The organism is Xenorhabdus budapestensis, assembly GCF_002632465.1.
Lineage (GTDB): Bacteria > Pseudomonadota > Gammaproteobacteria > Enterobacterales > Enterobacteriaceae > Xenorhabdus > Xenorhabdus budapestensis.
Genome location: NZ_NIBS01000019.1, coordinates 25,643 through 44,890 on the forward strand (window position 1 = coordinate 25,643; position 19,248 = coordinate 44,890).

19 protein-coding genes and 2 pseudogenes are annotated in these 19,248 nt (G+C 45.1%); 10 read left to right on the top strand and 11 right to left on the bottom strand.

Going from position 1 to position 19,248, the window contains the following annotated elements; all coding sequences use genetic code 11:
- Nucleotides 1-183: 183 nt before the first annotated feature.
- From gyrB to dnaA, 4 genes are read right to left on the bottom strand one after another with little or no spacing between them, the layout of a single operon-like run.
- Nucleotides 184-2,598, bottom strand: a complete 2,415-nt coding sequence (gyrB, locus tag Xbud_RS14730) for a DNA topoisomerase (ATP-hydrolyzing) subunit B (RefSeq protein WP_099136763.1) — start codon at nt 2,596-2,598, stop codon at nt 184-186.
- A gap of 18 nt (nt 2,599-2,616) precedes the next feature.
- A complete protein-coding gene (gene recF / locus Xbud_RS14735; RefSeq protein ID WP_099136764.1) occupies nt 2,617-3,708 on the bottom strand; it encodes a DNA replication/repair protein RecF in 1,092 nt (363 codons plus the stop codon).
- A gap of 34 nt (nt 3,709-3,742) precedes the next feature.
- Nucleotides 3,743-4,843, bottom strand: a complete 1,101-nt coding sequence (dnaN, locus tag Xbud_RS14740; RefSeq protein ID WP_099136765.1) for a DNA polymerase III subunit beta — start codon at nt 4,841-4,843, stop codon at nt 3,743-3,745.
- A gap of 4 nt (nt 4,844-4,847) precedes the next feature.
- Nucleotides 4,848-6,236, bottom strand: coding sequence for a chromosomal replication initiator protein DnaA (gene dnaA, locus Xbud_RS14745; protein ID WP_099136766.1), 1,389 nt, complete (start codon nt 6,234-6,236; stop codon nt 4,848-4,850).
- A gap of 752 nt (nt 6,237-6,988) precedes the next feature.
- Between dnaA and rpmH the strand changes: the two genes are divergently transcribed.
- From rpmH to Xbud_RS14785, 9 genes and pseudogenes are all read left to right on the top strand, one after another.
- Entirely contained in the window at nt 6,989-7,129 is a 141-nt protein-coding gene (gene rpmH, locus Xbud_RS14750) for a 50S ribosomal protein L34 (protein ID WP_038267117.1), read from the top strand.
- Nucleotides 7,130-7,146: 17 nt separating this feature from the next.
- Nucleotides 7,147-7,506, top strand: a complete 360-nt coding sequence (gene rnpA / locus Xbud_RS14755) for a ribonuclease P protein component (RefSeq protein ID WP_099136767.1) — start codon at nt 7,147-7,149, stop codon at nt 7,504-7,506.
- On the top strand, nt 7,470-7,730 hold the full coding sequence (gene yidD / locus Xbud_RS14760) for a membrane protein insertion efficiency factor YidD (protein ID WP_099136768.1): 261 nt from the start codon (nt 7,470-7,472) through the stop codon (nt 7,728-7,730). The genes rnpA and yidD overlap by 37 nt, the downstream gene beginning before the upstream one ends.
- Before the next feature lie 2 nt (nt 7,731-7,732).
- The gene (yidC, locus tag Xbud_RS14765) at nt 7,733-9,364 is read left to right on the top strand and encodes a membrane protein insertase YidC (RefSeq protein WP_099136769.1); all 1,632 of its coding nucleotides are present in this window, start codon (nt 7,733-7,735) and stop codon (nt 9,362-9,364) included.
- A 92-nt stretch (nt 9,365-9,456) separates the two neighbouring features.
- Nucleotides 9,457-10,821 carry a tRNA uridine-5-carboxymethylaminomethyl(34) synthesis GTPase MnmE gene (mnmE, locus tag Xbud_RS14770; protein ID WP_099136770.1) on the top strand — a complete coding sequence of 455 codons (1,365 nt, stop codon included), beginning with the start codon at nt 9,457-9,459 and terminating at the stop codon, nt 10,819-10,821.
- Between the two features lie 103 nt (nt 10,822-10,924).
- A pseudogene (locus Xbud_RS14775) lies at nt 10,925-11,219 on the top strand (IS630 transposase-related protein).
- Between the two features lie 46 nt (nt 11,220-11,265).
- Nucleotides 11,266-11,742, top strand: coding sequence for an IS630 family transposase (locus Xbud_RS14780; RefSeq protein ID WP_145956642.1), 477 nt, complete (start codon nt 11,266-11,268; stop codon nt 11,740-11,742).
- On the top strand, nt 11,735-12,172 hold the full coding sequence (locus Xbud_RS19865) for a hypothetical protein (protein ID WP_169923078.1): 438 nt from the start codon (nt 11,735-11,737) through the stop codon (nt 12,170-12,172). The genes Xbud_RS14780 and Xbud_RS19865 overlap by 8 nt, the downstream gene beginning before the upstream one ends.
- Nucleotides 12,054-13,532, top strand: a complete 1,479-nt coding sequence (locus Xbud_RS14785; protein ID WP_169923079.1) for a Tn3 family transposase — start codon at nt 12,054-12,056, stop codon at nt 13,530-13,532. Before Xbud_RS19865 ends, Xbud_RS14785 begins: the two co-directional genes overlap by 119 nt.
- Before the next feature lie 42 nt (nt 13,533-13,574).
- On the opposite strand, the pseudogene Xbud_RS14790 reads toward Xbud_RS14785, so the two are convergent.
- A pseudogene (locus tag Xbud_RS14790) lies at nt 13,575-13,817 on the bottom strand (transposase); the annotation flags it as partial.
- A gap of 32 nt (nt 13,818-13,849) precedes the next feature.
- Here Xbud_RS14790 and Xbud_RS20635 point away from each other — a divergent pair.
- A complete protein-coding gene (locus Xbud_RS20635; protein ID WP_244589978.1) occupies nt 13,850-14,083 on the top strand; it encodes a hypothetical protein in 234 nt (77 codons plus the stop codon).
- A gap of 180 nt (nt 14,084-14,263) precedes the next feature.
- On the opposite strand, the gene Xbud_RS14805 is transcribed toward Xbud_RS20635, so the two are convergent.
- From Xbud_RS14805 to Xbud_RS14830, 6 genes are read right to left on the bottom strand one after another with little or no spacing between them, the layout of a single operon-like run.
- On the bottom strand, nt 14,264-15,169 hold the full coding sequence (locus Xbud_RS14805; protein ID WP_145956643.1) for an aminotransferase class I/II-fold pyridoxal phosphate-dependent enzyme: 906 nt from the start codon (nt 15,167-15,169) through the stop codon (nt 14,264-14,266).
- On the bottom strand, nt 15,145-15,654 hold the full coding sequence (locus tag Xbud_RS14810; protein ID WP_099136774.1) for a type III PLP-dependent enzyme domain-containing protein: 510 nt from the start codon (nt 15,652-15,654) through the stop codon (nt 15,145-15,147). Before Xbud_RS14810 ends, Xbud_RS14805 begins: the two co-directional genes overlap by 25 nt.
- A gap of 9 nt (nt 15,655-15,663) precedes the next feature.
- The gene (locus tag Xbud_RS14815; protein WP_099136775.1) at nt 15,664-16,422 is read right to left on the bottom strand and encodes an ABC-2 family transporter protein; all 759 of its coding nucleotides are present in this window, start codon (nt 16,420-16,422) and stop codon (nt 15,664-15,666) included.
- 1 nt (nt 16,423) lies between these two features.
- Nucleotides 16,424-17,236 (bottom strand): ABC-2 family transporter protein, encoded by an 813-nt coding sequence (locus tag Xbud_RS14820; protein ID WP_211283530.1) that lies wholly within the window; start codon nt 17,234-17,236, stop codon nt 16,424-16,426.
- Nucleotides 17,223-18,125 (bottom strand): ATP-binding cassette domain-containing protein, encoded by a 903-nt coding sequence (locus Xbud_RS14825; RefSeq protein WP_099136776.1) that lies wholly within the window; start codon nt 18,123-18,125, stop codon nt 17,223-17,225. Before Xbud_RS14825 ends, Xbud_RS14820 begins: the two co-directional genes overlap by 14 nt.
- A 12-nt stretch (nt 18,126-18,137) precedes the next feature.
- Complete coding sequence (locus Xbud_RS14830; protein ID WP_244589979.1) at nt 18,138-19,247, bottom strand: amidinotransferase; 1,110 nt, start codon at nt 19,245-19,247, stop codon at nt 18,138-18,140.
- Nucleotide 19,248: the final 1 nt, after the last annotated feature.

Sequence of the window (19,248 nt, forward strand, 5' to 3'; positions counted from 1 at the left end):
ATATCCTTAAATAATCGCTCCTTATCAGGGTAAATAAATGAAGGATTTTTCAATTAATTTGAGAAGTAATATAAGGCAGTTTTAGATGGTTTTCCAAGTAACCAATGGATATTTTATAGATAAATTTTGAACCGTCTTTTTCCCCGGATAACGTTTTAGTTATCCGGGGCAGGCGTAGGAATATTAGATATCAATATTCGCTGCTTTCAGGGCGTTTTCTTCGATAAATGCACGGCGAGGTTCAACGGCATCACCCATTAGGGTGGTGAACAGTTGATCCGTCGCAATGGCATCTTTCACAGTGACACGCATCATACGGCGAGTTTCTGGGTTCATTGTAGTTTCCCACAACTGATCAGGGTTCATTTCCCCCAGACCTTTATAACGTTGGATATAAAGACCGCGGCGTGACTCTTTGCTCAGCCATTCCAGTGCTTGCTCAAAGCTGCTTACTGCCTGACGACGTTCGCCACGTTCAATATAGGCATCTTCTTCAATCAGATTACCGATCAATTCACTCAGTTTGCTGATGCGGCGGTATTCGCCTCCGTGGATGAAATCGAAATCCAGATTGTAGTTAGTATCAACACCGTGTGTGCGGATGCACAGAACCGGCTCGTAAACCTGACGCTCGCGGTTTTCATGGATTTGGTAGCTGTAAGTACTGCCATGTTGCTCTTTGTCATTCAGACGGATGGTCAGTGCACTTACCCATTCTTCCACTTTGGTTTGATCGGTTAAGGAATCTTCGGTCAATACCGGATGGTAGATTAAGTTATTCAGTAACGCCAGCGGATACAAGCGTTCCATACGTTTGATTATTTTTTGCGTAGCATTGAATTCAGTTACCAGTTTTTCCAGTGCTTCGCCTTTCAGCGCCGGAGCGTGTGGATTGGTGTAAAGTGATGCACCATCCAGTGCAATGGACATCTGGTAGACTTCCATTGCATCGTCGTCTTTGATGTATTGCTCCTGCTTGCCTTTCTTCACTTTGTACAGTGGTGGTTGAGCAATATAGACATAACCACGCTCAATGATCTCCGGCATCTGACGATAGAAGAATGTTAGCAACAGAGTACGAATATGGGAACCGTCAACGTCGGCGTCGGTCATGATGATAATGCTGTGATAACGCAGTTTATCCGGATTGTATTCATCACGGCCAATACCACAACCCAACGCGGTAATCAGGGTTGCTACTTCCTGTGAAGAGAGCATTTTGTCAAAACGCGCTTTTTCAACGTTCAGAATTTTACCTTTCAGTGGCAGGATAGCCTGATTTTTACGGTTGCGCCCCTGTTTGGCTGAACCGCCCGCAGAATCACCCTCCACCAGATAGAGTTCGGACCGTGCAGGATCACGCTCCTGACAGTCAGCCAGTTTGCCAGGCAGACCTGCCAGATCTAATGCGCCTTTGCGGCGGGTCATCTCACGCGCTTTACGGGCAGCTTCACGGGCACGTGCTGCATCAATGATTTTGCCAACAACAGTTTTGGCATCGTTCGGGTTTTCCAGCAGGTATTCCACCAGCTTCTCATTCATCATCGTTTCAACCGCAGTTTTCACTTCAGAAGAAACCAGTTTGTCTTTCGTTTGTGAAGAGAATTTCGGATCTGGAACTTTAACTGAGATAACCGCGATCAGGCCTTCACGGGCATCATCACCGGTAGCACTGACTTTGGATTTTTTGTTGTAACCCTCTTTATCCATATAGCTATTGAGGGTACGGGTCATCGCTGTACGGAAGCCCACTAAGTGGGTTCCCCCATCGCGCTGAGGTATATTGTTGGTAAAACAATAAATGTTTTCCTGGAAGCCATCATTCCATTGCATGGAAATTTCAACACCAATACCGTCTTTTTCGGTGGAGAAATAGAAAACATTCGGATGGATCGGGTTTTTATTGCGGCTCAGGAATTCAACAAACGCCTTAATACCCCCTTCATAATGGAAGAAATCTTCTGTATTGGTGCGCTTGTCAACTAAACGGATGGAAACGCCGGAGTTCAGGAATGATAATTCGCGCAGACGTTTTGCCAAAATATCAAATTCGAAATCGGTGTTAATTTTGAACGTATCCATACTTGGCCAGAAACGCACAGTTGTTCCTGTCTGTTCTGTATCACCAACGACTTTCAGTGGTGCTTGCGGAACTCCATGATGGTAGGTCTGTTCATGTACTTTACCGTCACGACGGATAGTCAGTTCCAGTTTTTCAGATAAGGCGTTAACAACAGAAACCCCTACGCCATGCAGGCCGCCGGAAACCTTATAGGAGTTATCATCGAATTTACCCCCCGCATGCAGCACGGTCATGATGACTTCCGCTGCTGAAACACCTTCTTCTTCGTGTATGTCGGTAGGAATACCGCGGCCATCATCCTGTACAGAAACTGAGTTATCTGCATGGATTGTGACAATTATTTTGTCACAATGGCCTGCGAGGGCTTCGTCGATAGCGTTGTCAACAACCTCGAAGACCATGTGGTGCAGGCCAGTACCATCATCGGTATCACCGATATACATGCCTGGACGTTTACGAACAGCATCCAGCCCTTTTAATACCTTGATACTTGAGGAGTCATATGTATTCGACATCAACGTTTCTCGCTCATCTTAATCCTGTGGTTGAACCTCTATTTTGCCATGTTCTACGCGAAACATCCTGCTATTTACATCAATCATGTCTGCAACTTGCTCAGGAGTTATTGCACTGACAAACACCTGGGCTTGCGTAGATTTCAGACGCTCGGCTAATAAATTACGACGACCGGCATCCAACTCAGAAGCAAAATCATCAAGCAGATACAGGCATTTTTGCCCGCTCTGTCGGGTGAAATATTCACCCTGTGCTAACCTAAGGGCACACATCAGTAGTTTAAGCTGACCACGTGAGAGCATATCTTCTACAGATACGCCGTCTGCCCTGATCCGCAGATCGGCTTTGTGGGGGCCGGATGCGGTATAGGTTAATGTTTTGTCGCGCTCAAACTGCCGCGCGAGTAGTTCTGCATATTCACTCTCTTTATCCCAGCCTTGTTGGAAAGAGATATTGAGAGTGAATTCAGGTAAAAACTGTTTGCAGGTTTTTTCAATATCTTCGGCAATACCTGCAATATATTCAGCCCGCCATTGGCTTATCTGGGTCGCAAGCGGTGCAAGTTCGTGATCCCAGTGCTGGATCTGGTTATAACGGGTTACCTGTCGTAATGCCGCATTTCGTTGTTTGAGCAGCCTTTTCAGGTTGACCCAGCCAGTAAAAAAACGCGGTTCATTATGAAAACAACCCCAGTCAATAAAAGCACGACGGTATTTCGGGCCGCCATTCAGCAGCGTAAAACCTTCTGGTGTGATAAGTTGCATCGGCAGCATTTTTGCCAGCTCGGCAATTTTGTGCCCATCACTGCCATCGATTCTGACTTTGCTGTCACCCTGACGGTTTTTGCTTAATCCAATAGACAGCGTTCGTTCATGGGACTGTTGCTCCAGCCTCCCATGAAGAATAAATTCCTCACAATCATGACGGATCACTCTTCCTGCCTGAATACTGCGAAAAGCGCGTCCGTGGCCCAATGTGTAAATGGATTCCAATACACTCGTTTTGCCGCTGCCATTTGGCCCAACAAGAAAATTAAATCCCGTTGCCAACGGCAAATCGGCATTTGCGATATTACGAAAATCGCGGATCAACAGACGCGAGAGAATCATGAGTTATGAATTAATACTGTTACAGGCACATTCTTTACAGACGCATCGGCATCACGACATAAGTTGCAGCCTGACTGGCTGAATTCTCTATTTTCACACTGGATGTGGCATCCGTCAGCAGTAAACTAACCTGCTCGCATTTTAATGCGTTGAGGACATCCAGCACGTAACTGACATTGAAGCCAATTTCCATTTCAGTGCCGTGATATTTGACGTCGACGATCTCTTCTGCTTCTTCTTGTTCCGGGTTATTTGCGGTAATTCGGAGCTGGTTTTCGCTTAGGTAAATGCGAACACCACGGAATTTTTCGTTGGATAAAATCGCAGCCCGTGAAAATGCCTGCTTAAGCATGTCACAATTTGCTTCCAGCGTTTTATCAGGATTCTTGGGCAGGACACGACGATAATCAGGGAAACGTCCATCAACCAGTTTTGAGGTAAATATAAAGTCACCAACGTGAGCGCGAATGTTGTTGCTGCCAATCTGCAATTGGAGTGGAGTATCTCCACCATCCAGTAATCGCATTAATTCAATGACACCCTTACGAGGGACAATCACTGAGTGTGAAGGTAAGCTCTGGCCGATATGCATTGAACAGACCGCCAGACGATGACCATCTGTGGCAACAGTACGTAGTTCTTCCCCTTCGGTTTCGAACAGCATACCGTTCAAGTAATAGCGGACATCCTGATGTGCCATTGAGAATTGAGTAGACTCAATCAGACGCTTTAATGTTGCTTGCGGTAGTGGGAATTCAACTTCGCTTTGCCAGTCATCCAGATTGGGGAAATCGGATGCAGGCAGGGTGGAGAGTGAAAAACGGCTGCGCCCGGAGCGAACCAGAATACGGTCACCATCCAGCTCAACGCTGATTTCCGCTCCATCAGGCAACCCACGCCAGATATCAAAGAATTTACGCGCGGGAATGGTGGTTGCTCCCTCTTCATGTGGCTGAGTGAGTGCTACCCGGGCCTTCATTTCCATTTCTAAATCTGTACCTGTCAGTAACAGGGAGCCGGCTGTCACCTGCAACAATAAATTGCCTAAAATAGGCAGGGTAGGGCGGCCACCTAAAGGGCTGCTGACCTGTTGCAAGGGTTTTAATAATTGCTCACGTTCAATGATAAATTTCATAGCGCTAGGAAGACAATGTTCTGATTAAGTTAGAAAAATCCTCTTTGATGTCATGACTTTCTTCACGCAGTTGTTCGATTTTACGACATGCGTGCAGTACTGTTGTATGGTCACGACCACCAAAGGCATCCCCGATTTCAGGCAAGCTGTGATTTGTCAGCTCTTTTGCCAGCGCCATTGCCATCTGTCTTGGACGGGCAACAGAGCGTGAGCGGCGCTTGGAAAGCAGATCAGCAACTTTGATTTTGTAATATTCAGCGACTGTTTTCTGAATGTTATCAATAGTTACCAGCTTTTCCTGTAAAGCCAATAAGTCACGTAATGCTTCGCGTACAAAATCAATAGTAATCGCCCGGCCAGTAAAATTGGCGTTGGCGATGACTCTGTTCAAAGCGCCTTCGAGTTCACGGACGTTGGATCGTAGGCGTTTAGCTATAAAGAAGGCCACTTCCCCCGGTAACTGAATCTGGTTTTCATCTGCTTTCTTCATCAGAATCGCAACTCGGGTTTCCAGCTCCGGTGGTTCAATAGCAACAGTTAATCCCCAGCCAAAACGGGATTTCAACCGATCTTCAACGCCATTAATCTCTTTTGGATAGCGATCTGATGTCAGAATAATCTGTTGATTACCTTCCAGCAGAGCATTGAACGTGTGAAAGAATTCTTCTTGGGATCGCTCTTTATTAGCGAAAAATTGAATATCATCAATAAGCAGGGCATCTACTGAACGATAATAACGCTTAAACTCTTCTATCGCATTGTTCTGCAATGCTTTAACCATGTCCTGAACAAAACGTTCAGAATGCATGTATACCACTTTTGCATTGGCTTTACGTGCCATGATGCTGTTGCCGACGGCATGTAAAAGGTGAGTTTTACCCAGTCCCGTGCCTCCATAAAGGAATAGCGGGTTATATGCTCCTCCCGGATTATCGGCCACTTGTCTGGCTGCTGCCCTGGCGAGTTGGTTGGATTTACCTTCAACAAAGTTATCAAATGTATGTTTGGGATTCACATTTGAACGATAGGATAACTCCGGCTGCGCTTTTGCATTATCCCAGCTCGGACGTACAGATAAACTGGATGGAGCAGTAGCCATCGGCATATCAGCAATGGTTTTCTGAGACGTAGACTGGCTCGGTGAAACAGGCTTATTACCCACTTCAAAACGTAGTAGTGGTACTTCAGGACCACAGAAATCATTTAATAACAAATTGATATTATTTATATATTTCTCTCTAACCCAATCCAATACAAAACGATTGGGTGCATAGAGAGCCAAAGTGTTATCACTTAGTTCTGCCTGAAGGGGTCGTATCCACATACTGAATTCTGTGGCAGGTAATTCATCCTGCAAACGGGCAAGACATTGCTGCCAAAGCGAAAGTGACACGGCGAACTCCCCTAAAACAAGACCAATAAAAGAAACTGGAAAAATAGATACGTTATACTGGGCACAAGGTATTACTATTTATCAATAAGAATGTTACCGATAAGAACGTCTACCGATGAGAAAGCTCGCAGTACCTTAGTACCTTGTGGCGACTTTTAATTTCATCGCTCTCCCAACGATCCGTACAGCGAGATCGGAATCGTGACCAATGATCATAACGCAAAAGACGACATAAATCCTCATTCTTTTACACAGCTTTGACGCTTTTTATCCACAGGGAGATCACCACGCTTTGGTACTCGTAGAATATAAAGCCCATAGAAGATACTGTAGTGTAATCATGGTATATAGCAAATTCCATTTAGCTATCGTTTAAAATTCAAAGGGAAAACAGCAGTATAATTATTATTCAAATCTTAGGATCCGTGTTGGATCCTTGCGCTTTATTACACAGTCCGTATAATCTTGCACCCTGTGTGTAATGCCGAACGATTTTTTCCGGCTATGGCTGGTAGAAGTCAGGGTTAACACTTTAGATAGCAAAATATTGGGTAGCAACAAGCCTGACACCGATTGAAACGCGGTCAGGCTCGCGTCATCTTGGATTGACTAAGGGTAGTACATTTTATTACAATCCTGCCTCTTTCTATATATTGATGTTGCAATTGAGGCATCGGTGTCTACTTATTTCTCACTGGTCGCCAACGCATTTGCTGAATCAGTTACAAATTTTAAGTTAGGTAGAAATCGCTATGAAACGCACTTTTCAACCATCCGTACTGAAGCGTAACCGTACTCACGGCTTCCGCGCTCGTATGGCCACTAAAAATGGTCGTCAGGTTCTGGCTCGCCGTCGTGCGAAAGGCCGTGCTCGTCTGACTGTTTCTAAGTAATAAAGCTAACCATCCAAGTGGTTAAGCTCGCTTTTCCGAGGGAGTTACGTTTGTTAACTCCCGAGCATTTCACTTATGTTTTCCAGCAGCCACAACGGGCAAGTTCCGCAGAGATAACCATCCTTGGACGCCTTAATGAGCTGGGGCATCCCCGCATCGGTCTAACCGTCGCCAAAAAAAATGTTAAACGCGCCCATGAGCGTAATCGTATTAAGCGATTGGCTCGTGAAAGTTTTCGTTTAAACCAACATAAATTACCTTCCATGGATTTTGTGATTTTGGTGAGGAAAGGGGTCGCTGAGCTTGATAATCGTGAGCTAACGGAAACGTTAGGCAAATTATGGCGTCGTCACAGTCGGTTGGCTCGCGCCTCTTGATTACTTTAATCAGAGGTTATCAGTTAGTGATTAGTCCACTACTGGGGCCTCGTTGTCGTTTCAACCCTACTTGTTCCCAATATGGCATTGAGGCATTACGCAGGTTTGGAATGATAAAAGGCAGTTGGTTAACGGTGAAACGCGTATTAAAATGCCACCCTTTACACGAAGGTGGTGATGATCCTGTCCCACCTAGAAAAAACGAAGATAACAGAGAACATTAACGATGGATTCGCAACGCAATCTTCTTCTCATCGCTTTGCTGTTTGTTTCGTTCTTGGTCTGGCAGGCGTGGGAGAAGGACCAGAACCCACAACCGGCGACGCAGATCACGCAACAAGCAAATACGCTGAGTAGCGAAGCAAGCAATGGGCAAGGCAAACTGATCACCGTGAAAACGGATGTGCTTACGTTGCACATTAATACCCATGGTGGTGATATTGAAGAGGCTGACCTGCTGGCCTATCCTGATACTCTTGGTTCCCAAACGCCGTTTAAACTGTTGGAAACGACCCCAGAGTTCACTTATCAGGCTCAAAGTGGATTAACTGGCATTAATGGCCCAGATAATCAAGCTGAGCGTCCTTTCTATACTACCACTCAGAATAGTTATGTTTTGGCTGATGGTCAGAATGAGTTGCGTATTCCGATGACTTATACCGCACCAGATGGTGTTGTATATGTTAAAACTTTTGTGTTGAAACGTGGTAACTATGCTGTTTCTGTTGATTACAGCATTGATAACGTGACCAATAAACCGTTGCAGATGGCGTTTTTTGGTCAGTTGAAGCAGAGCGTTAACCTGCCGAAACATCGCGATACCAGCAGCAGTAACTTTGCTCTGCATACCTATCGTGGTGCTGCTTATTCTTCTGATGAAGCAAAATACGAAAAATACAAATTTGATGAAATTGAAAGTAAACCGCTTTCCGTAACCACAAAAGGCGGCTGGGTAGCGATGCTCCAGCAGTATTTCGCTACAGCCTGGGTTCCGGGAGAAGGTAAAACCAGTAATTTCTATACCATTGACCTGAAAAACCAGAAAATGGCGATTATCGGGTACAAAGGTGAAACCATTGATATTGCACCAAACAGTAAGCAGAATATCTCCTCTACCCTGTGGGTTGGCCCTGAAATTCAGGACAAAATGGCAGCGGTTGCTCCACATCTGGATCTGACTGTTGATTACGGTTGGTTGTGGTTTATTTCCCAGCCTCTGTTCAAGCTACTGAAATTCCTGCATGAGTTCATTGGTAACTGGGGTTTCTCCATTATTGCCATTACCTTTATCGTGCGCGGTATCATGTATCCGCTGACTAAGGCGCAATATACCTCTATGGCGAAAATGCGTCTGTTGCAGCCGAAAATCACTGCGATGCGTGAGCGTTACGGTGATGACCGTCAGCGCATGAGTCAGGAAATGATGGCGTTGTATAAAACAGAGAAAGTAAATCCATTGGGTGGCTGTCTGCCTCTGTTGATTCAGATGCCAATCTTCCTGGCATTGTATTACATGCTGATGGGATCTGTTGAATTACGTCATGCACCATTTATGGGCTGGATTAAGGACTTGTCTGCGCAAGACCCGTACTACATCCTGCCATTGCTGATGGGTGTGACTATGTTTGTGATCCAGAAACTGTCACCAACTACCGTGACTGACCCAATGCAGCAGAAGATCATGACTTACATGCCTGTCGTGTTTACTATCTTCTTCCTGTGGTTCCCGTCAGGTCTGGTGCTGTACTACATCGTCAGTAACCTGGTTACTATTATCCAGCAGCAGGTTATTTTCCGCAGTCTGGAAAAACGCGGTTTACATACTCGCGAAAAGAAAGCAGACCTTTCTAAAAAATAAGTCTTTTAAAAATAGATTTTTTAAAAAAATATATAGAGGGCGGTCATTGGCCGCCTTTGCTATTTCAGAAAATTGGTAAAAGAGAGAATTTCATGAATACCACCGATACTATAGTCGCTCAGGCCACTCCTCCGGGACGAGGCGGTGTAGGCATTCTGCGTATTTCTGGCCCCAAAGCTGCGGAAGTTGCTGAGGTGGTATTGGGAAAACTCCCGAAGCCCCGTTATGCCGATTACCTGCCGTTCTGTGATCTGGATGGTTCTGTATTAGATCAAGGTATTGCTCTTTATTTCCCAGGTCCTAACTCGTTTACTGGTGAAGATGTGCTGGAGCTCCAAGGGCACGGCGGGCCGGTTATTCTTGATTTGCTGTTGAAACGTATTCTGGCAATTTCCGGTGTGCGTATCGCGAATCCGGGGGAGTTTTCTGAGCGCGCATTTCTGAATGATAAACTTGACTTAGCTCAGGCTGAGGCAATTGCGGATCTGATTGATGCCAGCTCGGAGCAGGCTGCCCGTTCTGCAATGAATTCCTTGCAAGGAGCATTCTCCAGACAGGTTCATCAAATGGTAGAAGCGCTGACTAATCTGCGCATCTACGTTGAAGCGGCGATTGATTTTCCTGATGAAGAAATTGATTTTCTTTCCGATGGCAAGATAGAAGCCAAGTTGGATGAAGTGATTGCAGAACTTGAACATGTTCGTTTACAAGCACGTCAAGGTAGTCTTTTGCGTGAAGGAATGAACGTGGTGATCGCAGGTCGCCCGAATGCGGGTAAATCCAGCTTGCTAAATGCGTTGGCTGGTCGTGAAGCTGCGATTGTCACCGATATTGCGGGTACAACACGTGATGTTTTGCGCGAGCATATCCATATTGATGGTATGCCGCTGCATGTGATTGATACCGCAGGTTTGCGTGAAGCCAGTGATGAAGTGGAGCGCATTGGTATCGAACGTGCGTGGCAAGAAATCGAACAAGCCGACAGAGTGCTGTTTATGGTGGACAGTACGACAACCGATGCTATCGAACCTGCACAAATCTGGCCGGAATTTATGGCTAAACTACCTACATCTCTGCCTATTACGGTTATTCGTAACAAAACAGATATGACCGGGGAAAAAATCGGTGTATCAGAGGGCAATGGTCATTCATTGATCCGCCTTTCTGCCCGTGAAGGTAAAGGGATTGATTTGCTGCGCGATCATCTAAAAGAAACCATGGGCTTCAACAGTAATATTGAAGGCGGCTTCCTTGCCCGTCGCCGTCATTTACAGGCACTGAATACCACAGCAGAACATTTGCAGGAAGGTCATCAACAATTGGTATTTGCCCGTTCAGGGGAATTGTTGGCGGAAGAACTGCGTTTGGCACAACAGGCATTGAGTGAAATCACGGGAGAATTTACTTCCGATGATCTGCTTGGACGGATTTTTTCGAGTTTTTGTATTGGGAAGTAATATTCTGAAAGCCCCAACAACATAAAGCTACTTCAAATTAATAGGTTGATTTGAAAAATTTTAGTTTGACATTCTTTGCCTCCTGTTCGTAAGCCTTGTATAGATTTTTTATGCTCTCCTACTGGCGTACAAAGACAAATATTCGTTGACTTTCGAACAAACGAGAATCCCATTTTGACATTTCTATGTGTACCTTATTTCGGTGGAGTCACAAAATAGAACCCTGTATAACGCGTAATAAATCCCCCACTAAAATCAGTGATGAGACGCTCATTATTGATGCCCAAAATTACCCCGATGACTATCAATGGGAAAGAGCAAAACGCCTGGGGGTCACGCAGTCAGCTATCCATTACGCCTTGAAACGGCTTAAGATTACCTTCAAAAAAAACGCTTAGACACCCCAACGCTGACGCTCAGACTCGCTAGGCGTTTGTCGAGCGCATTCGCCACCATGAACACGCGGGCAGACCGATTGTTTATCTGGATGAAAGCGGGTTTACGCAGTCTATGCTACGCACACACGGTTATTCGGCAAAAGGGCTGCGCTGTTTCGGTACACACGACTGGCAGGCCAAAGGCCGCATTAATGTCATTGGCGCTATCCTCAAAAAGACCTTCGTCACTTTAAGCTTGTTTGCCGGGAGCATTAATGCTGATGTTTTTCATGCCTGGATGACACAGGATTTGCTGCCAAAGCTCCCGAACAGGGCAGTGATTGTCATGGATAATGCCTCATTCCATAAACGACATGACACGATACAAGCGATAGCGGACCACGGGTTCCAGTTGGAATGGCTACCGCCTTACAGTCCAGATTTGAACCCCATCGAATCCAAATGGGCCGAAGCAAAAGCGATAAGAAGACGAGAAAGGTGCTCAATTGATGAACTATTTATGGAATACATAATCTATGCCTAATTATATTTATTCTGCTATAGTGGAACTCATTGATCTCATCAAAACGCATTATACCAAAGGAAAATCACCCAAAACCCTGAAGATCGCGGATGATCTGGGTCTGACAGTTCCTAGGCGCCTACGCGCTTACTTGAAACGCAAACCGGAAGAGGCTAACTTGGATCCTTACCTGTTTGAGTTTTTCATTTATCAGAAAAGGTATCACCTGATTAATAGAGGCAAACTCTGCTGCAATGCCAGTGTTTCTTACTGCGATATCAATCATGATTTGATCAATGACTCACTGGTTGATGATATCGAGAAAATTGCCCATGTACTGCGAGTCAAGGCTGGACGATGCGATTGTGGCACTCAATCAAGCCTGGACATTGACGACAGAAAATATTCGCCTGGAGCAAAACGCTGGATTCCAGATTCAAGAAACGGCTGACGGAAAACTCCGTTGGAGGCTATTGTACGATAGGAGTGAAAAGCTTAATGATAGCTTTTTCCGCACCTTGCCAAAGACAGAAATCGCCGATGTCATGATGTTTATTGGCGAGTTGACAGGGATGTGGCATGGTTTCACACATCTGAAAGAGCGCTACACCAAACGGAGAAAACCTGCCCCATTGGCGTTGAATGCCTGCATTCTTTCCGAAGCCTTTGGATTTGGCATCATTAAAATGTCGGAAATGTCAGACATCAATTACAGTGTACTACGTTCAACGCACGAAGACTTTGTCCGGATTGAGACGCTGTGCACAGCCAATGACCGGGTGAGCAATTTCGTCAACGGCTTGTCTATCTTCAAAATTTGGGATCTGCTGGACGACAAGCTGTTGGCTGATGCAGATGGTCAAAAATTTGCGACCACGGATAGCACGATCCAATCACGCTATTCTAAAAAGTACCTGGGCAAGGGGCGTGGCATATCGCTTTACACCTTGATCGCCAATCATGTTGCTGTGAACGCTTCGAATTTGGGTTTGAATGAATACGAAGGCCATTGTCTCTATGACATGGTGTACGGCAACAAGACTGACATTGATATTCATTCGGTAACGGGTGATAACCATTCTCTGAATAAGATCAATTTTGTGGCGCTGGATGCCATTGATGTCCACTATGTTCCCAGTATCAAAAACGTTCGCGAAGCTTCGGAAAACCTTTATTCCACTCATTCCATTGGGGATTTTGAAGGGCCATTGCGTCCAGTGGGCACTATTGATGCCGGACTTATTCGTTCTCAACGCAGGGGGATTAAGCATGTTTTGCTCTCGTTGGTATTGCAGGAGAATACGCAAAGTCACCTTATCAGAAAGCTAAACTCTCACACGCGGTATGCCCGGCTACGGGCTGCATTATATGAGTACAACAAAATATTCAAAAGCACCCATGTACTCAACCTCATTGATGACATGCACCTGAGAAAGGCTATACGGACGGCAAGAAATCGTACAGAGTCGTACCATCAATTACAACGCATTATCCGTAAAATCTACAATAATGTGTTCAAAGGCAGAAAAATCACCGACAACCGAGTCAGCGCCCATGCCGCTAGGTTGGTCGCCAACTGTATTGTGGCATACAACGCCATGATCCTTAACCGAGTGTATGAGCAAATGGTATCTGAAAGTATTCCGAAGGAAATACGGGATAAATTTGTAAGAATTTCACCCATTGCGTGGCAGCACCTGTTCTTTACCGGTCGGTACAACTTCAAAAAAGCGAGTAAGAATGCCATTGACATTTCTGCACTGGCTGACCTACTGGAACAGCACTTAAAACAAGTATTCTGGAAGTCATAAACTCAGAATCGTCACTTTTGGGGATTCTTCGGCGGAATCCGCTTCCCAGACGCCTTTGTCACGCCACCGACAAAAACGGCGATGCGTATTTTTCCAATCGCCATAATCGGGGGGTAAATCTCGCCAGGGGGCGCCTGTCCGTAAAACCCAGAATACCGCATTAATAAATAGTCGATTATCATAAGCGACACGTCCCCAAGCGCCCTGACGTCTTGGTAGGTGAGGTTCAAGTAAACGCCAAACACGGTCAGAGATATCGTGACGACGGTGTGCGGGTGTGCTCATAGCCAGAACGTCACCGCTCCGGGCATTGCACCATGAAAAAACCTACCCTTTTGATGATGCTATTTGCTATATGCGGCCAGAGTCTGGCCGCAAGTGATGCTGAATTATTATATGCATCGCTGTATGGTGATTCAGCAGAACCGGCACAATCTGTTGTGCCGGTAAGCTACAACAGTGAGAAATCTACCTTTAATGTCACAATAACTTCTGTCTTGCAAATGGGATGCGTTCATATAGTGACCATAGATTTTTATGCTCTCGATTGAACAGGTCAACATGTTGCGCAAAGGACAATATTCGCAAGCGCCGGGATCTCCTCTTTCATCGGCTGCCTTTTTCTATCAATTGGTAGCATAAAAATCCATCACATTACTTTCTTTCACACTATTTTTGTTAATGCGACAGAACCTATCAGACGTATCATTGGCACTTTTGAGCTAGCTTTGTTACTTCTTACTGCGACAGAACAAGCCTCCTTGGTTGCCTAGTAAACGCAAAATCTGTAAAGCGCGCTCGAAATTGTGCTCTGGTTTCATCATGCTTAGACGCACACGGGATTGATGTTCTGCTAGAAATGACGACGCCCAATAAAATTGACGTCCACTTACAGTCGCGATGCCATACTCCTCCAAGAGTGTGCAGACTTGCAAGTCGTTGTATTCTTTAGCATCGAAGGTCAGCCATTCCAAGCCAGTCACCGAATGCATACTCTCAGGTGCGACCGACAATCCCGTGCCGACTAAAGCCGAGCGTAATCGACTACGACGCTGGTCAACCAAATGCCACAAAACGTTTTCGAGACCGGCATCTTTTGCCAGTTCAAAACTACGCGTTATCAGCGCTAGCGAAAGGCCTGAGCAACATAGATATACTTCGTTGTACAACTCTTCCAATTCCTTTGCCAAGTCTGCAGAGGAATAAATTAAACTTGCCTTTGTATCTAATGTTGGAATAGTTTTACCAGTATCTTCAAAGGCAATGAAACGGGTCTGATTACGTAGCAAAATGTCAACATCGTCGAATAGTTCTCGGTTATAAAGTCGAAAACTTGAATCCAAAGCCAATGTTATTCCCAGTCTATGTACTAGACTGGAAATTATATCAAGTCTTTGAACACTCAAACAGCGTCCGCTCGGATTAGTGGGTGATACGATAAATAATATATCAATACGGTTATTTTTAAGCCACTGTTGCAGCTCTTGTGGTTCAGCGTCGAAAACCATGCTCTCAGAAATTGCGCAAAGCGGTGGTACGCCACGGCGGCGCAAAATTAACGCTAGATTGTCGAAGGTTGGTTCAACCAGAGCCGTACGCCAGCTAAATTTCTTTAATAATCTGGACAGATACGCAATTGTACAGCTAGTCGACTACCTCTGGCAGCGACACGAGCGGCGATAATGTCAATTTCCTCTACGCTGTCTAGATGCAGTGCTCGGCACCCTTTTAGGATTGCGAGATCAATCAGTTCAGTATTTTTTGCCACCCCGTTGATATGGATTTGTTGAGGTTTAAAACCAGCGTCAAGGGCTATTCTATATTCCTGTGCGCTATTAACTTCAATTAGCAAACCATACGCGTGAAAAAGACGTAAAATACTAAGGTTGGGGCAAGCTTTTAACGCAAAAGCAATTTGTGTATGGCGACCACTAGCTGCACAAAACTCTTGAAATGACGTCACTAAAGCGTGCAGTGAGTATTCAGAATAAACTAGCAGAGGCGAACCATATTGCTTTAACCAATGCTCCAATGTGTTCGGTTGAAAGTTCCTATCACGCTGACTAAGCCAGAACTGTGGAGCATCGCTTTGTTGATTAAAAATCGTGTATTGTTTTGACATAGCGCTACCTTAACTCCCAGGATAACTATAAGAACGCAGCAAACGTGCCTCCAGCACCCGGTGTATCGTACCCAGAGTGAGCCCGCCCATCAGCAATGCTAAGGCACTCCCATATTCTCCCTTAACCAGAATTTCCCCAGCAGCATTAGCCGAAAACAGCAACGGTATGCAAATACCAAGCACGAATTTCCATCCGCCTTGAGGTAAAATACCGGAAGGAAGAAACACCATTCGACTCAGCTCAGATATCATGAAATCAGCCGGTGCTTGCCGTTGTGTTAAAAGCGCTGGCAACGAAATCAACGCAAAGAGGATGATAATTGTCAACACGCCTAAACCAAGCGCCAGAACGCCACTAATCCACTCTAGTAACCCTCGCTGAGGAGAAGGATCAACCCAAGGCCAAATACAGAGCAAAAATAACACCGGTATCATAAACCCTGGTTCTGACCATCGTAATAGCTGCAAGAAGCGTCGTTTAATCGGTAGGGCAAGCATGGGATCGAGCTTTCCTTGCACTAATTTTCTGTAATATTGCTCTAACGAGCAGGTAAAGCATTCCGCGCATAAAATCACTATATTCGCCAAATAAAAGACGAAAACAGCTTCTTCTCGTTTCCAACCATTTAGCTGGTCGGTATAGGTATAAACTGTATACAGATAGAAAAGAGTAAGTAATTGAGTCACACTCTGTATAGCAAGAAAAGACACATAGTTACCGGGATAGTGCCATTGAGTAGCATAAGCTTTACGCAACAACGTCCACATATCAACCTCCTCCCCCGCTGTAGTTTTTGAGCGCTCGATTCCATAGGCACCTTAATAGCAGCAACAGTGCAAACACGTATAACAGGCTAATACCTAGGTCTTGCAATCCCTTATGGATATCACCATGAATAATGAATTGAGCAGGTGCTGAAATGAAATACTGAAAAGGATTGTATTCCATCAATGGGCGTATAAACTCAGGCCAAAACATTGGCGGAATAATAGCACCACCTAAAAACGCCACAACCGCTGTTAAGAATGTAAGAACAAAATCTGCTTTCATCAGCCAAAATACGCTCGTCGCTAGAATCATTCCGATAGAAAAGCTCAGAATCACACCTATTAATAAAAAAGAGCAAAGTATTATTAGATAGAGAAGAGCGCTACTAAACGTTGAAGCAAAAAAAAAGTCTTGCCGTATCCAAAATAGCGTGCATACCAAAAGAACTGGAAAAACATACAGCACACCACCACCAAGATAGGTAAAAAACTTCTGAATTAATAAGTGGGTAGGACGTGCTATTAAAACCTCTAGCCTACCGTCAATGATTTCGTGCTCCATTTCTTCAATCAAGTCATAACAGTTGTGTAGCCGCGATAAAAAGATCGTTAACGCACAATAAACCATCAGAGCACTGAAGGAAAATCCGTTAATTTCCTCATCTTGGGTATAAATTGAAGTCCACACGAGAAACTGAATAAAAAAAGCGACTCCAGTGGCAATGAAAAAATCAACCAGCAGCACCCCGCGATCGACTATTAATAAGCGCAATCCGTTGAGCATATACGGTTTATGCCGCTCAATCATCTTCATCTTCCCCCGGAATTTCGTGCATTAGTTCATTACCAAATATGAATTCCTCATCGTTAGCATGATTCGCACGAAAAGTGTTTATTAAACTTTCCTCAAGACTTCGGCTATTATTAGGGCTAATATTGAATCGCTTCAACAACTCGTCTAAGGTGCAATTTTCAAACAACCGACCAGCTTGCAGGAGCGCTATATGGCTACAACAGGATAATAAATCATTAACATCATGACTGGTGAGTAACACCGCTATCTGTTTTTCCTGCACAACGTGATTTATTACAGCGCGCAATTGCTGCTTAGACTCCATATCAACGCCAATGGTCGGCTCATCTAACAGTAAAACGCGTGGTTGGTGTGCCAAAGCCAATACCAGCTCGCACTTGATTCGTTCTCCAAGACTGAGTTGGCGCACCGCTCGTTCCATCAAATGTTCGATATGTAGTAAGTTGGCATAGTGCTGCATATCGCGCAGAAAAACCTCAGAGGGGGTTTGATAAATCTTTTGAATCGCCTCAAAAGAATGGCGAACCGGTAGATCCCACCACAAAGAGGTTTTATGGCCAAATACCACGCCTATTTGGCTTAAAAAATCAACTTGACGTCGCGAAGGCTCAAAACCCAACACCGAAATTTGTCCGGTATCAGGTTGGAGCATTCCAGTTAATAGCTTAACCAAGGTTGATTTGCCGGCCCCGTTGGGGCCGACTAAACCTAAGCATTGACCGGCATAGATTTTTAAATCTATTTGATCGAGAACCAAATGTTGATCGAATTCCGGTTTTAGCAATTGCTTCCACCATGCTCCTTGATGGCGGCGACTGCGGTAAATACGACTGACTGCTTGCAATTGCAGTGCCGGTAGCTTACTGAAAATTGGGTTGGGTTCTCGCATTAATGCTCCAATTTAAATAGGCGCGCTAGACGCACCGCGTCGCACATCAAGAGTCGCACAGTGGAACGAGCCGCCAAATGTTTGAAAATGTTTAAAAGGTATAGGAATCGCTTCGATTTTCCAGGATTTAAACGCTTCTATCAATGGTGTTTCGCTTTCTTCTACCAGAACATGATGCGCATCTAACATTAAAATATTCACACTGATCCAGCGGCTGGTGAAAGGTAATGGATGCGAGTCAGGTAGAGTAGATGGCGGTGGGGTCAATATTTCCCAGTCTTTAAAGAAATCAGGCAATCGCGAAACCCAAGATTTATTGACTAGGACTCTCCCCGGAGCAATAGGCAGTAAGGTTGTGTCAATATGCATAGGACCAGCATCATCAAAATTGTACATATGTACTTTGTAATCTGGCCCTAGTTCGCGCGCCAGCCATTGAGCCCCAGTGCGGTTAGTCACATGGCTATACTGACCAATGATGTCTGGTCCAATGCGTACAAAATCTGCTGCATCAAATACAGGCTCTGCTTCTGTTAAAACCGAATCGAAATGTTCCACGGAACTGTCATAATCTTGGCGGTACAACGCGTCTGATAATTGTGGTTTTGGTGCTGCTCGCCATCGCGCCCCACGTTTAAAATAGTCCATTAAAATATCACGGTAGGCAAAGCTCTCAAAATAGCGATCGCGCCAAGCCATTGGGGTTTCGAGGATACTATTTCCTACCGCAAACAATCCATCACGTGGCATTGCAGAATACAAACCGCCTCGACTAGAGAACATTGGCGTCACGAAAGGCGAATCCAGACCACTGAAGTTAGGTCGCCGTACTTTCACTCCTAAACGCTGCAAAAATTCGGCAAGACCATCAACTTCTCTTCTCGCACGATCTAATAATTCTGCATCAAAGAGTTGCCCCTGTTTGCGGATGAATTCTGGGTGCGATTTTCGAGGTAACGGTGCTTCCACACTTACGTGCCAGGTTGGGTAACGCGCGGTTTCAATCGTGCCCACAATAACTTCCTGCAGACTGTCCCATTCATTGTCTACATGCACCGGACAGTCGAGATTTTGCCCTATTGCTTGTAATAGGTCGGAGTTTTGGGTAACCATAGAATTCATC

Coding starts and splice junctions, on each gene's coding strand:
- gyrB (WP_099136763.1), bottom strand. CDS start 2,598: ATGTCGAATACATATGACTCCTCAAGTATCAAGGTATTAAAAGGGCTG.
- recF (WP_099136764.1), bottom strand. CDS start 3,708: ATGATTCTCTCGCGTCTGTTGATCCGCGATTTTCGTAATATCGCAAAT.
- dnaN (WP_099136765.1), bottom strand. CDS start 4,843: ATGAAATTTATCATTGAACGTGAGCAATTATTAAAACCCTTGCAACAG.
- rpmH (WP_038267117.1), top strand. CDS start 6,989: ATGAAACGCACTTTTCAACCATCCGTACTGAAGCGTAACCGTACTCAC.
- yidD (WP_099136768.1), top strand. CDS start 7,470: ATGGCGTCGTCACAGTCGGTTGGCTCGCGCCTCTTGATTACTTTAATC.
- yidC (WP_099136769.1), top strand. CDS start 7,733: ATGGATTCGCAACGCAATCTTCTTCTCATCGCTTTGCTGTTTGTTTCG.
- mnmE (WP_099136770.1), top strand. CDS start 9,457: ATGAATACCACCGATACTATAGTCGCTCAGGCCACTCCTCCGGGACGA.
- Xbud_RS19865 (WP_169923078.1), top strand. CDS start 11,735: ATGCCTAATTATATTTATTCTGCTATAGTGGAACTCATTGATCTCATC.
- Xbud_RS14785 (WP_169923079.1), top strand. CDS start 12,054: ATGTACTGCGAGTCAAGGCTGGACGATGCGATTGTGGCACTCAATCAA.
- Xbud_RS20635 (WP_244589978.1), top strand. CDS start 13,850: ATGAAAAAACCTACCCTTTTGATGATGCTATTTGCTATATGCGGCCAG.
- Xbud_RS14810 (WP_099136774.1), bottom strand. CDS start 15,654: ATGTCAAAACAATACACGATTTTTAATCAACAAAGCGATGCTCCACAG.
- Xbud_RS14815 (WP_099136775.1), bottom strand. CDS start 16,422: ATGTGGACGTTGTTGCGTAAAGCTTATGCTACTCAATGGCACTATCCC.
- Xbud_RS14820 (WP_211283530.1), bottom strand. CDS start 17,236: ATGAAGATGATTGAGCGGCATAAACCGTATATGCTCAACGGATTGCGC.
- Xbud_RS14825 (WP_099136776.1), bottom strand. CDS start 18,125: ATGCGAGAACCCAACCCAATTTTCAGTAAGCTACCGGCACTGCAATTG.
- Xbud_RS14830 (WP_244589979.1), bottom strand. CDS start 19,247: ATGAATTCTATGGTTACCCAAAACTCCGACCTATTACAAGCAATAGGG.